Origin of the sequence: Streptomyces curacoi, assembly GCF_001513975.1 — a bacterium.
Classification (GTDB): Bacteria; Actinomycetota; Actinomycetes; order Streptomycetales; family Streptomycetaceae; genus Streptomyces; species Streptomyces curacoi.
This window is the reverse complement of record NZ_KQ947992.1, coordinates 47,165-59,949: the sequence shown is the minus strand read 5'-3', so window position 1 is coordinate 59,949 and position 12,785 is coordinate 47,165. Positions and strand designations below refer to the sequence as shown.

8 protein-coding genes are annotated in these 12,785 nt (G+C 71.9%); 3 read left to right on the top strand and 5 right to left on the bottom strand.

Features of this window, described 5'->3' with window-relative positions:
• Positions 1-117 precede the first annotated feature (117 nt).
• The 3 genes from AQI70_RS28455 to AQI70_RS28445 all read left to right on the top strand — a co-directional run bounded on the left by AQI70_RS28455 (position 118) and on the right by AQI70_RS28445 (position 6,482).
• A complete protein-coding gene (locus AQI70_RS28455; RefSeq protein ID WP_062155056.1) occupies positions 118-2,913 on the top strand; it encodes a lysylphosphatidylglycerol synthase transmembrane domain-containing protein in 2,796 nt (931 codons plus the stop codon).
• A gap of 286 nt (positions 2,914-3,199) precedes the next feature.
• Positions 3,200-4,747, top strand: a complete 1,548-nt coding sequence (locus AQI70_RS28450) for an alpha/beta hydrolase (RefSeq protein ID WP_062155054.1) — start codon at positions 3,200-3,202, stop codon at positions 4,745-4,747.
• Positions 4,748-4,934: 187 nt separating this feature from the next.
• Positions 4,935-6,482, top strand: a complete 1,548-nt coding sequence (locus AQI70_RS28445) for an alpha/beta hydrolase (protein WP_062155053.1) — start codon at positions 4,935-4,937, stop codon at positions 6,480-6,482.
• Between the two features lie 71 nt (positions 6,483-6,553).
• Here AQI70_RS28445 and moeZ read toward each other — a convergent pair whose 3' ends face one another.
• From moeZ to AQI70_RS28420, 5 genes are all read right to left on the bottom strand, one after another.
• Positions 6,554-7,732, bottom strand: a complete 1,179-nt coding sequence (gene moeZ / locus AQI70_RS28440) for an adenylyltransferase/sulfurtransferase MoeZ (RefSeq protein ID WP_062155051.1) — start codon at positions 7,730-7,732, stop codon at positions 6,554-6,556.
• A gap of 63 nt (positions 7,733-7,795) precedes the next feature.
• Complete coding sequence (locus AQI70_RS28435; RefSeq protein ID WP_062155050.1) at positions 7,796-8,560, bottom strand: spherulation-specific family 4 protein; 765 nt, start codon at positions 8,558-8,560, stop codon at positions 7,796-7,798.
• Positions 8,548-9,519, bottom strand: coding sequence for an NAD-dependent epimerase/dehydratase family protein (locus AQI70_RS28430; protein WP_003998110.1), 972 nt, complete (start codon positions 9,517-9,519; stop codon positions 8,548-8,550). The genes AQI70_RS28435 and AQI70_RS28430 overlap by 13 nt, the downstream gene beginning before the upstream one ends.
• Positions 9,520-9,731: 212 nt before the next feature.
• Positions 9,732-10,997, bottom strand: a complete 1,266-nt coding sequence (locus AQI70_RS28425) for a hypothetical protein (RefSeq protein WP_062155048.1) — start codon at positions 10,995-10,997, stop codon at positions 9,732-9,734.
• A complete protein-coding gene (locus AQI70_RS28420) occupies positions 10,994-12,703 on the bottom strand; it encodes a DUF3492 domain-containing protein (protein ID WP_062155046.1) in 1,710 nt (569 codons plus the stop codon). The genes AQI70_RS28425 and AQI70_RS28420 overlap by 4 nt, the downstream gene beginning before the upstream one ends.
• Positions 12,704-12,785: the final 82 nt, after the last annotated feature.

Sequence of the window (12,785 nt, the reverse complement as noted above, 5' to 3'; positions counted from 1 at the left end):
GCGACGCTTCGGGCAGACTGTGCGCCCCCGCGTTTGCACCCTGATGCCCCCGTGTGTCGGTGGGGCATGCCACCATCGTGCGGGCGGTGACTGGTGATACGAGATCAAGAAGAGACGATGAAGCAACAGGGTGTGCACCCGGAGGACGCGGAGAGCACCTCTGACGCTTCGTCGCGCCCTGGCACCGCGAACGCCGGCAAGAAGGACACCGGTGAGAGCGACGGCGGCAAGCAGGACGAGGCCGCGAAGGGCGCCGACACGAGTGACGCCGGCCGGGAGGCCGGCGAGGGGAAGGCCGCCTACGACCTCGAAGAGGCGCATGTCGACGAGGTCGAGGGCGACGAACCGCTGCTCCCCGCGCGCGTGCACCGTCCGTCCGACCTGATGCGGCTTCTGGTGGGAGTGCTGGGCATCGCCCTGCTGCTCGCGATCGCCGCGTTCGCGCACGGCACCACCTCGGGGCTCGAGCAGGACATCAACAAGGGCACCGGGCAGGCGCCCGATGTGTTCAGCAAGATGGCCGGACTGGTGTCCAGCATCGCGATCCTCCTGGTCCCCGTCGCCTTTGCGATCGAGCGCCTGATCAAGCGGGACGGGCTGCGCATCGCCGACGGCGTCCTGGCGGCGGTCCTAGCGCACGGTGTGACGCTCGCCACCGACCTGTGGGTGGCACGGGCCGCGCCGGACTCCATCCGGGACGCGCTCACCCAGCCCTCGCCAGGTGACGTCGGCTCCCTCACCGACCCGGTGCACGGCTATCTCGCGCCGGTCATCGCGTACATGACGGCCGTGGGCATGTCCCGCAGACCCCGCTGGCGCGCGGTCCTCTGGGCGGTCCTGGTCCTGTACGCCTTCTCCATGCTGGTCACCGGCTACACGACGCCGTTCTCGATCCTCCTGACGCTGCTGATCGGCTGGACCGTCGCCTACGGCACCCTGTACGCGGTCGGCTCGCCCAACGTCCGCCCCACCGGACGGACGCTGATGGCGGGCCTCAGGCACGTCGGCTTCCGCCCGGTGAGCGCGGCCCGCGAGGAGAGCTCCGACGCCCAGGAGACCGGCGACCGCGGCCGGCGCTACTTCGTCACCCTGGAGGACGGCCCGCCGCTGGATGTGACGGTCGTCGACCGGGAGCAGCAGGCGCAGGGCTTCTTCTATCGCGCGTGGCGCAATCTGACGCTGCGCGGCTTCGCCACCCGCAGCAGCCTCCAGTCGCTGCGGCAGGCCCTGGAGCAGGAGGCGCTGCTCGCCTACGCGGCCATCGCGGCCGGGGCCAACGCCCCCAAGCTGATCGCCACCTCCGAGCTCGGCCCGGACGCCGTGATGCTGGTCTACGAGCACACCGGCGGGCACACCCTGGACTCGCTGCCGGACGAGGAGATCACCGACGAGCTGCTGCGCGGCACCTGGCGCCAGGTCAAGGCGTTGCAGTCCCGGCGCATCGCGCATCGCAGGCTGGTGGGTGACGCGATTCTGGTGGATCGTTCCGGCAAGGTGATCATCACCGACCTGCGCATCGGTGAGATCGCGGCCAACAGTCTGCTGCTGCGCATGGACATCTCCCAGCTGCTGGTGACGCTCGGCCTCCGGGTGGGCGCCGAGCGCGCGGTCGCCTCGGCGGTGAGCGTGCTCGGCCCGGACGCCGTGGCCGACTGTCTGCCGATGCTCCAGCCCATCGCGCTGAGCCGCTCCACGCGTGCGACGCTGCGCAGACTCGCCCGGGAGCGTGCCCAGCGCGAGCGCGAGGCGGTGCTGGAGGCGTCCCGGCACACCAAGCACGCCCGCAGCGAGGAGACCACGGGCGAGGCCGAGCCCGTGCTCGACAAGCCGGACAAGAAGACCGTTCGGGCGCAGGCGCGGGCCGAGAAGCGGGCGATCGACGAGGCCGTGGACGAGGCGCGCGAGGAGGACCTGCTCACGCAGATCCGGCACGAGGTGCTGCGGATCAGGCCGCAGGCGCCGGTCGAGCCGGCCCGGCTGGAGCGGGTGCGGCCGCGCACGCTGATCAGCTTCATCGCCGGTGCCATCGCCGCGTACTTCCTCCTGACGCAGCTCACCCACATCGAGTTCGGCCCGCTGATCGCCAACGCCCAGTGGGGCTGGGTGGCCGCGGCCGTGCTGTTCTCGGCGGCCAGCTACCTCGCGGCGGCCATGGCGCTGCTGGGGTTCGTGCCCGAACGGGTGCCGTTCCGGCGGACCGTGGCGGCGCAGGTCGCCGGGTCGTTCGTGAAGATCGTCGCGCCGCCCGCCGTCGGTGGGGTCGCCCTCAACACCCGCTTCCTGCAGCGTGCGGGAGTGCGGCCGGGGCTCGCGGTGGCGAGCGTCGGCGCGTCGCAACTGTTCGGGCTCGGCTGCCACATCCTGATGCTGCTGTCCTTCGGCTATCTGACCGGTACCGAGAAGACGCCGTCGCTGTCGCCGTCCCGGACGGTCATCGCGGGTCTGCTGACGGTGGCGGTGCTGGTGCTCGTGGTGACCTCGGTGCCGTTCCTGCGGAAGTTCGTCGTCACGCGCGTGAGGTCGCTGTTCGCGGGTGTCGTACCGCGCATGCTCGACGTGCTGCAGCGGCCGCAGAAGCTGGTCACCGGCATCGGCGGCATGCTGCTGCTGACCGCCTGCTTCGTGATGTGCCTGGACGCCTCGATCCGGGCGTTCGGCAGCGAGGGAACCTCGATCAGCCTCGCCAGCGTGGCCGTCGTCTTCCTCGCGGGCAACGCGCTCGGCTCCGCGGCGCCGACCCCGGGTGGCGTGGGCGCCGTGGACGTGACCCTGACCGTCGGTCTGATCGCCGTGGGCCTGCCCAGCGAGGTCGCCGCGCCCTCGGTGCTGCTGTTCCGGCTGCTGACGCTGTGGCTGCCGGTGCTGCCGGGCTGGCTGGCCTTCAACCATCTGACCCGCAAGGGCGCGCTGTAGCGCGAGGCGGCGTTCGCAGGACAGCGCGGGCTTGCCTCTTACGAGGAGCAGGGCGCCGTACGAGGGGCTGGGCGCCGTACGAGGGGCTGGGCGCCGTACGAGGAACAGGCTGCCGCACGAGGAACAGGGCGCCGTACGAGGAACAGGCTGCCGCACGAGGAACAGGGCGCCGCACGAGGACCAGGGCGCCCTACGCGGGTGCCGGCGCGGGACCGGTGAGGCGCCGCCGTACCTCGTACGGCCCGCGCCCCGAGCGCCCCACCCCGGACGACCGCAGGATGGGACCATGCCGAACGCTCCCCGGACGCGCACCGCTGCCCTGACCGCCGCCGCCCTGCTGCTGTCCTCCCTGCTGGCGGGCTGCAGCGACGACGACTCCGGGGACGAGGATCTGACGGCACAGGAACTGAGCTGGGAGGACTGTCCCGCGCCCTCCCAGGCAGAGGGCGGTGGCAACGCCCCCTCGCCCCTGCCGGACGGCGACGAGTGGCAGTGCGCCACGATGAAAGCGCCCCGCGACTGGGCCGATCCCAAGGGCGACACGATCGAGCTGGCGCTGATCCGGGCGAGGGCGAGCGGAGCCGCAGGCAGCCGCATCGGCTCGCTGATCTTCAACTTCGGCGGGCCCGGCGGCTCGGGCGTCAAGAGCCTGCCCTCCTTCGGCGAGAGCTACGCGAAGCTGCGCACACGCTACGACCTGGTGAGCTTCGATCCGCGCGGGGTCGGCCGCAGCGCCCCGGTGCGGTGCGCGAACGACCAGCAGCTCGACGCCTACTTCCAGCAGGACGCGACGCCGGACGACGCCGCCGAGCGGACCGAACTGCTGGACAGCACCGAGGAGTTCAACGAGGCGTGCGAGAAGAACTCCAACGGGATGCTGCCGCATGTGCGCACCACCGACGCGGCGCGCGACCTGGACCTGATGCGTCAGGTCCTCGGCGACGACAAGCTGCACTACTTCGGCATCTCCTACGGCACCGAACTCGGCGGCGTCTACGCCCACCTGTTTCCCAGGAACGTGGGCCGCGCCGTCTTCGACGCGGTGGTCGACCCGACGCAGAACCCCGAGCAGAGCGCACTCGCGCAGGCGAAGGGCTTTCAGCTCGCGCTCGACAACTTCGCGCAGGACTGCGTCTCCAAGACCGAGGCCTGCCCGATCGGCGACACCGCCCAGGACGTCAAGGACCGCATCGCCAAGCTGCTCAAGGACCTCGACAGCAAGCCGATCGAGGGCATCTTCCCGCGCGAGCTGACGCAGACCGCCGCGACCAACGGCATCGCGCAGGCGCTGTACTCGCGAAACTTCTGGGAGTACCTCACCCAGGGTCTTGAGCAGGCGTACAACGGTGACGGCAGGATCCTGCTGCTGCTGTCCGACTCGCTGAACGGGCGCAGCGAGAACGGCGAGTACAGCAACCTCACCGCCGCCAACGTCTCGATCAACTGCGCCGACGAAAAACCGCGGTACACCCCCGCGTACGTGGAGCGGAAGCTGCCCGAGTTCCGGGCCGCCTCGAACCTGTTCGGCGAGTTCATCGCCTGGTCCATGGTCAACTGCATCGACTGGCCCGTGGCGGGCGCCGCCGACCATCCCGACGTCAGCGCGCCCGGCTCGGCACCGATCCTCGTCGTGGGCAACACGGGCGACCCGGCGACGCCGTACGAAGGCACGCGAAGGATGGTGGAGGCGCTGGGCAAGGGGGTGGGCGTCGAGCTGACGTACAGGGGGCAGGGGCACGGGGCGTACAACAGCAAGAACAAGTGCGTGCAGGACGCCGTGGACGGTTATCTGCTGGACGGGAAAGTACCGGCGGCAGGGACGGTCTGCTCCTGAGGACGGTCTGCTCCTGAGGACGTTCTACTCCTGAGGACGTTCTACTCCTGAGAGCGAGCCGGAAAGCCGGGAAACCAGCAGGTCAGAGAGTTATCCACAGGCATCGGCAGCTTTTTCGCGGTCCGCCTACTATGGCCTGACCGCCATCCGCGGCACGGTGCGGAGGGCCTGCGAGGGGGGAAGTGACATGGCGCATTTCGTACGGTGGACGGCTCTGACGGCCGCCGCCGCGCTGCTGGTGACGGGCTGCAGCGGCGGCTCGTCCGACGGCGGCGAGGCCGGCGGAAAGACGAGCGGGACGAGTTCGTCGCCCTCGTCCGCCGGCTCGGCGACCTCACTGCCCCCCTCACTGACCTCGCAGAAGCTCGACTGGGGAGGGTGCGAGGCCGTCGGGGACTCCCCCGCGCCGGGCGACGAGTGGCGGTGCGCGACGCTCAAGGCGCCGCTGGACTGGGCGAAACCGGACGGCGAGACGATCGACCTCGCACTGATCCGCAGCGAGGCGAAGGGCGACGACCGCATCGGCTCGCTGCTGTTGAACTTCGGCGGCCCCGGCAGCTCAGGGGTGTCCACGCTGCCGTGGTACGCCTCCAGCGCGTCCGAGCTGGCCGAGCGGTACGACCTGGTGAGCTGGGACCCCCGCGGGGTGGGCGGCAGTGAGGGCGTCCGCTGCCGCAGCGACAAGGAGATCCAGGCCTCCGAGTCCGTGGACATCACGCCGGACACCGCGGCCGAGGAGACCGCCTACTTCCGGGACGCCGGCGCCTTCGGCAAGGGCTGCCAGAAGTCCACGGGGGCGCTGATGGCCCATGTGTCGACCACCGACACCGCCCGCGACATGGACCTGATGCGCCAGGTCCTCGGCGACTCGCGGATGCACTACTTCGGCATCTCCTACGGCACCGAACTCGGCGGCGTCTACGCCCACCTGTTCCCCAAGCACGTGGGGCGGCTGATCCTGGACGCCGTCGTCGACCCGAGCGCCGACGCGGCCGGGCACGCCGAGAACCAGGCCAGGGGCTTCCAGCGTGCGCTGAACAACTACCTGGAATCCACCGGCCAGGGCGCCGAGGAGGGCTCGCGGAAGATCGCGGGCCTGCTGAAGCGGATCGACGCGAGGCCGCTGCCGACGTCGTCCGAGCGGAAACTGACGGAGACGCTCGCGCTCATCGGCCTCATCAGGCCGCTGTACAGCGAGGCGAACTGGCCCACCCTCACCAGCGCCCTGGAGGCGGCCGAGGAGGGCGACGGTACGGAACTCCTGGCGCTCGCCGACGACTACAACGACCGCGACGCCACGGGGCACTACGCCACGGGGACCCACTCGCAACGGGTCATATCGTGCCTGGACGACAAGCAGCGGCCGACGGTCGAGGAGGCGAAGAGGCTGCTGCCGCGGTTCGAGAAGGTCTCGCCCGTGTTCGGCCCCATGCTGGGCTGGGACACGGCCGGCTGGTGCCACGACTGGCCGGTGGCCGGGCAGTACGACACCCCGGAGGTCAGTGCGCCGGGTGCGGCACCGATCCTGCTCGTCGGCAACACCGGCGACCCGGCGACGCCCTACGAGGGCACCCAGCGGATGGCGGACGAACTCGGCAAGGGTGTCGGTGTGATGCTCACCTGGAAGGGCGAGGGGCACGGCGCGTACGGGAAGGGCAGCGACTGCGTCGACTCCGCGGTGAACGCGTATCTGCTCCAGGGGACGGTGCCGAAGGACGGCAAGGTCTGCTCATGACGACGGCGGGGGCTCCGGGCACCCGTGGTGCGCGAAGCCCCCGCCGAGCGGAGAGCGAGTCGAACCTTGGCTCAGTACACCGGCTTGTGCGGCTCGATCTGGTTGACCCAGCCGATCACACCGCCACCGACGTGCACGGCGTCGGCGAAGCCCGCGGACTTCAGGACCGCGAGGACTTCCGCACTGCGGACACCCGTCTTGCAGTGCAAGACGATCTTCTTGTCCTGCGGGAGGGCCTCCAGGGCGGTGCCCATGAGGAACTCGTTCTTCGGGATCAGCTTGGCGCCGGGGATCGAGACGATCTCGTACTCGTTGATCTCGCGGACGTCGATGATCTCGATGTTCTCGCCGTCGTCGATCCACTCCTTGAGCTGCTTGGGAGTGATCGTGGAGCCGGCGGCCGCCTCCTGGGCCTCCTCGGACACGACGCCGCAGAAGGCCTCGTAGTCGATGAGCTCGGTGACGGTCGGGTTCTCGCCGCAGACCGCGCAGTTCGGGTCCTTGCGGACCTTGACCTGGCGGTACTGCATCTCCAGGGCGTCGTAGATCATCAGGCGGCCGACCAGCGGCTCACCGGTGCCGGTGAGGACCTTGATGGCTTCGGTGACCTGGATGGAGCCGATGGACGCGCACAGCACGCCGAGCACGCCGCCCTCGGCGCAGGAGGGGACCATGCCGGGGGGCGGGGGCTCCGGGTAGAGGCAGCGGTAGCAGGGGCCGTGCTCGGACCAGAAGACCGAGGCCTGACCGTCGAAGCGGTAGATCGAGCCCCACACGTACGGCTTGTTCAGCAGCACGCAGGCGTCGTTGACCAGGTAGCGGGTCGCGAAGTTGTCCGTGCCGTCGACGATCAGGTCGTACTGGCTGAAGATGTCCATCACGTTGTCGGCCTCGAGCCGCTCCTCGTGAAGGATCACGTTCACGTACGGGTTGATGCCCAGGACCGAGTCGCGCGCGGACTCGGCCTTGGAGCGGCCGATGTCGGACTGGCTGTGGATGATCTGGCGCTGCAGGTTCGACTCGTCGACCTCGTCGAACTCCACGATGCCGAGCGTGCCGACGCCCGCAGCGGCCAGGTACATCAGCGCCGGCGAGCCCAGGCCGCCGGCGCCCACACAGAGCACCTTGGCGTTCTTCAGCCGCTTCTGCCCGTCCATCCCGACATCGGGGATGATCAGGTGGCGGGAGTACCTGCGAACCTCGTCTACGGTGAGCTCGGCGGCCGGCTCGACCAGGGGTGGCAGCGACACGGGGACTCCGTTGGTCGGTCAATCACTACGGTTGTTCTCTCCGTAACACTGCCATGGGCTTTTTCATTCCGAGACACCTGTTCCGATCCGCGAGACGATTTCGTCCCAGTAGCCGGGCATGGTCTCCCAGGGGTCGGTGCGGCCGCCCCGGTCCGTACGGTCGGTGAACCAGATCGTCGCGGCGCCCTGCCAGCGGGCGATGCGCAGTGCCTCGTCGAGGTGACCGCGGGGCACTCCGTGGACGAAGTGGCAGAAGCGGTCGGCCGGGTGGTCGGCCGTCCACTCCGCCACCTGCGACCAGCGGTAGTCGCTCCACGAGCCCCGGAAGGTGACCAACTGGTCGGCGCACTCGGCGTAGCCCGGGTGCGGGTGGGTGCCATGGCCGAGGACGATGTGGGCCTTGTCACGCAGCGCGCGGAGCGTGGTGACCGTGCGGCGGATCTCGGGCAGGGCGGCGGGGCCGGTCGGGCAACGATTCAGGAAGAAGCCGTCGACCCGGTACCAGTCCAGGTATCGGTGCGCCTCGGAGATCACGTCGCCGAAGGCGCGAGTGCCGTGCGCGGTGCCGAGAAGGGCCGTGTCGAGGTGGCCGAGGACCCGGACTCCCGTGCTGCGGAGCCGTCCGGCGGCCTGGAGGCAGTGCGAGTCGGGGCGGGTGCCGGGGCCGTCGGCGACGTTGAGGACGACCCAGTGCACGGGGGTGCCGGGACGGGTGAGTTCGCCCCACTCGGTGGGGGCGAGGAGGGGGTGTGCGTAGCCGGGGACACCGAGGCCCGTGCGGAGGAGTGTGCTCGATGTGGTCGGTGTGGTGCCGGTCAGATACGGCATGCCGCCTCCATCCAGATGTCACCGAGGGACTCTTCGAGGTTGATGCGGGGGCGCCAGCCGAGCCGGTCGCGCGCGGTGCGCACGTCGGCCTGCTGCCAGCTGCCGCAGCCGTCCGGGTACGCGATCGGAGCGGTGGGAGCCCCGTGGGCGGTGTGGTCCGATTCGGCGCGGGGGTGGCCGATGGACGGCCGCAGCGGGCCGGGCGGGCCGTCGAGTTCGTGGAGGGCGCCGCCGTATCCGGCCACGCGCGCGAGGATGGCGGCGGCGTCGCGGAGGCGCACGGCACGGCCGGAGCCGATGTTGATGACGCCCTGCGCGGCGGAGAGCGAGGCGGCATGGACGGCGCGGGCCACATCGCGGACGTCGACGAAGTCGCGCTGGGCGCCGAGGCCGGTGAGTTTGAGCTCGCCGTCGCCGGACTGCATGGCGCGGCGCATGGCCTCGGCGAGGCGCCCAAGTGGGGAGCCGGCGGGCGTGCCCGGGCCCGCGGGCGAGAAGACCCGGAGGACCACGGCGTCCAGGCCGGAGCCCAGGACCAGTTCGGTGGCGGCGAGTTTGCTGACGCCGTACGGGCCGCCGGGGCGGGGGACGGCGTCCTCCGCCGTGGAGGAGCCGGGCTGGCTGGGGCCGTACTCGGCACCGCAGCCGATCTGGACGAGGCGGGCGCCGCAGCCGCTGCGGCGCAGGGCCTCGCAGACGGTGGCGACGGCGACGGTGTTGTGGCGGGTGAGTTCGCGGGCGCCTCCTCGGGTGGCGCCGGCGCAGTTGATGACGACGCCGGGGTGGACCGCGTCCAGGAACCGGGTGAGGGCACCGGGGCTGCCGGACGCGAGGTCGAAGCGGACGTCGGCGTCGTCGCCGCGGCCCAGCGCGGTGAGTTGGACGGCGGGGTCGGCGAGGAGGCGGTCCGCCACGAAGCGGCCGAGGTAGCCGTTGGCTCCGATCAGCAGGACTCTCATCGGGCGGCTCCCGGGGCCGAGGGGTGGTCGGATCGGGAGGTGATCATTTGGGGGTCTCCTTCAGGGGCGTCAGGCAAGGGGGCTTGAGGGGGCACTGCCTCCGGTTGTGGGGGCGCGGGTGGGTATGCCTGCGGCGGCCCGCGCAGCTGAGTGGGGGTACGCGTAGCGCCTATGGCCGGCGGGTGGGTCGGGGCCGCGCTGTTGCTGCCGAGTCACCACGGCTGGTCCTGCCTCGCATATGCCGATGCCCTCGTCAGGGTGCGCGTCGCGTGGAGCAGGAGCGTGAGGGCGCCCGCGCCGCAGGCGGCGGTGGGGATACTGCCCGGACCCCAGGTGTCGATGAGGGCCTGGACGGGGGTCGCGAGCCAGGCGCAGCCGGGGAGGCGGGATGCGAAGAGGGTGCACAGGGCCGTTGCCTCGGCGGTGGCGGTGGCGGTGAGGACGAGTGCGGGGGCGTGGGTGAAGCCGTGGGTGGTGAGGAGGCGGGAGAGGAGCAGGAGGGCGCCCAGGGTGAGGGTCTGGGGGTAAGCGGCGGGCTCGTTCAGGGCGGTGGCGGTCAGGGTGAGGAGGGCCGTCAGGGCGCAGACGTAGAGGGTGAACGTGCCCAGGAGCAGGGGCCTTGCGGAGGTGGCGAAGTCCTCCAGGGCGCGGCTGGCCGACAGTTTGCGTCGGGCCCGTACGGCGAGGAGGTGGGCGCACCAGGCCGCGGGGGCGCAGGACAGGGCGAGCGCCAGTACGGGGGTGGTGGCGAGGGGCCAGGGGCCGTCGGTGGTGCCGGTGGGGAGGGCGTCGGGGCCTCCGGTGGCGGCTGCGCTCAGGAGTCCGTCGCCGAGGAGGGCGTAGGCGATGAGCCAGCAGGTCCGGGTGAGGGGAGGGCGGGTACGGTCCGTCGCGGCCAGGGGGCCGCGGGCCATGGCCGCGCGCAGGGCGAGGGCTACGGCGAGGCATCCCGCGGCGGCCACGATCAGGCGGGCGTGGCCGTGGGTGAGGTGCAGGCCGGTCACGGCCGCCGCGCAGAGTGCTCCGGGGAGGAGCGTGAGAAGAGCCCAGTCCGCGCGTGCGCGAGGGGCGGTGAAGGGCGGGCGGCCGGAGGGCGTTGCCGCGTCGCGGGGCACTCGTGCGTACATCTCCTCCGCGAGGGAGAAGACGTCCCGGTGCAGGAAGCGGGCCGCGGTGCGGTCGGTGACTCCGTGGGCCTCCAGGCCGGCGGCGATCTCCAGGGGGTCCACCGCCCTTGCGCACAGGTCGCGATGACGGTGCAGCAGTGCCTTCACGGGGTCCGCGCCGGTGCGGCGAGCGGGAGGCTGCCGGCGGCCGGTGGTGTGGGGGGCGGCCGGTTGCCGGCCGGGGCTGGGCGGCGTGTCGGCTCGGCTCTCCCATGGGTCCGTCTCCGCCGCGAGCCACTCCTGGGACCGCTCGTCCCATGCCCCGGGGCCGGCGGGGGCCCCGGGGCGGTCCAGTCCTCCCACGCCGCTCATCGCGCCCCCTCCGTCGCGGGGAGCGCGGTGGCGCGCACGGGCGCCTGCGTCGGCCGGTACGGGCCGCCGCGGGCCACCAGGCGTGCGGTCCGCCCGGTCCAGCGGCCGGGGACGTGGGCCTCGGCGGGGAACGCGAAGGGCAGGGGGTCTCCGGCCTGGTCCAGGGCGACCCGGCGGACCGGCGTGCGGGAGACGATCTCCAGGTAAATGCCGTGAAATGCTGTGACGTTCTGCTCGACGGTGAACAGTTCGAGCGCACGCGCGCGTGCGGCCGCGCCGAGGCGCTCACGGCGCTCGGGGTCGCGCAACAGCGCCACGCAGGCCTCCGCGAGCGCCCGAGGGTTGCGCGGGGGCACGACGAGCCCCGTACCGCCGACGGCCTCCACCACCGCGCCGACGTCCGTGGACACCGTCGCGCGGCCGCAGAACATGGCCTCGACCAGGCTGATCGGGAAGCCCTCGACGATGCTGGACAGGACGGCCACGCCACCCGAGGCGTACGCGTCGGCGAGGGTCGGGATCTCCGGGCCGCCGATCTCCTCGAAGGAGACCGGGTTGTCGCAGGCCCTGTGCGGGCCCTCCGCCTCGTCGGGGAAGAGCTGTGCGGCCAGCGCCTTGCAGTGGCCGAGATAGGCGGCTCCCTCGGCGTCCGAGGGAGCGCCGACGATCCGCAGGCGTGCCTTCGGCTCCTGCTTGCGGACCTCGGCGAAGGCGTGCAGCAACGACACCAGGTCCTTGGCGGGTTCGACACGGCCGACCCACACCAGCGTGTCCGGACCCGCGCACTCCGGGGCCTCGCCGACCTCCGCGAAGCGGGCGGCGTCCATGCCGGGGTAGACCGTGCGCAGCTTCGCCCGGTCGGCGCCGCAGCGCTCCTGCCAGCGGCGGGCGTGGCCGTTGCCGGGCGTGATGAGGGCGGCCCGGGCGTAGGTCTCGGCGGTGAGCCGGCCGTGGAAGGCGGCGAGCAGGGACCGTACGGCGGGTGAGGAGTCGGTGGCGGCCAGGTAGTGCGCGCGCAGCCGCACTCCGTATTCGGTCAGCAGCAGCGGTACGCCGCAGAAGTGGCGGGCGAGCAGGCCGGGCAGGGCCGCGGGTCCGCCGGAGGTGGCGTGGCACAGGTCGACCGAGCCCAGGCCGTCGTCCTCGTACCAGTCGAGCGAGAGGGGGCGCAGGGCGCTTTCCAGATGCGCGGCGACGGCGAGCAGATCGGGTACGCGCGCCTCGCGCGCCGTACGCAGGGCGCCCCGCGCCCGGCAGGCGCGCTCCAGGGCGCGTACGGCGGACTCGGAGCGGAGCGCTCCCACCAGCCCGCCCTCGTCGCGGGCGAGTTCGGCGAGCCCGTACAGCGCGTTGCCGAAACGGTCCGCCTCACTGGCCGACGGGTCCTCGGGCGCTCCGGAAGCGGCTGCGGCACCCCCTGCGCACAGCACGGCCACGAGCTCGCCGTAGCACTCGTCGAACCGTCGGCGCGCACGGCGGCCGTAGACCGCCCCGTCACCCTCGGCCGTCCACAGCGGTGCCGTACGCACGCGGCTGACCTGCGGGGGCAGCGGGACCCAGCCCTGGTCCTCCTGGCGCTCGCTGCGGCTGAGCGCGTAGATGGCGAACTCGTGCTGTTCGAGCCCGCGCACGAGCCGGTCGCACCAGAGCCTGGCGTCACCGCTCACATACGGATAGCCACCCTCCGTAATCAGTCCGATGCGCACCAGTACACCCCCGATCTCCCGTAAGGGGAGCCGCCGTTGCCCGGGCGGCTCGCAGCGGGAAGAACGTATGCGGACAAGGCGG

Coding starts and splice junctions, on each gene's coding strand:
- AQI70_RS28455 (WP_062155056.1), top strand. CDS start 118: ATGAAGCAACAGGGTGTGCACCCGGAGGACGCGGAGAGCACCTCTGAC.
- AQI70_RS28450 (WP_062155054.1), top strand. CDS start 3,200: ATGCCGAACGCTCCCCGGACGCGCACCGCTGCCCTGACCGCCGCCGCC.
- AQI70_RS28445 (WP_062155053.1), top strand. CDS start 4,935: ATGGCGCATTTCGTACGGTGGACGGCTCTGACGGCCGCCGCCGCGCTG.
- AQI70_RS28435 (WP_062155050.1), bottom strand. CDS start 8,560: ATGCCGTATCTGACCGGCACCACACCGACCACATCGAGCACACTCCTC.
- AQI70_RS28430 (WP_003998110.1), bottom strand. CDS start 9,519: ATGAGAGTCCTGCTGATCGGAGCCAACGGCTACCTCGGCCGCTTCGTG.
- AQI70_RS28425 (WP_062155048.1), bottom strand. CDS start 10,997: ATGAGCGGCGTGGGAGGACTGGACCGCCCCGGGGCCCCCGCCGGCCCC.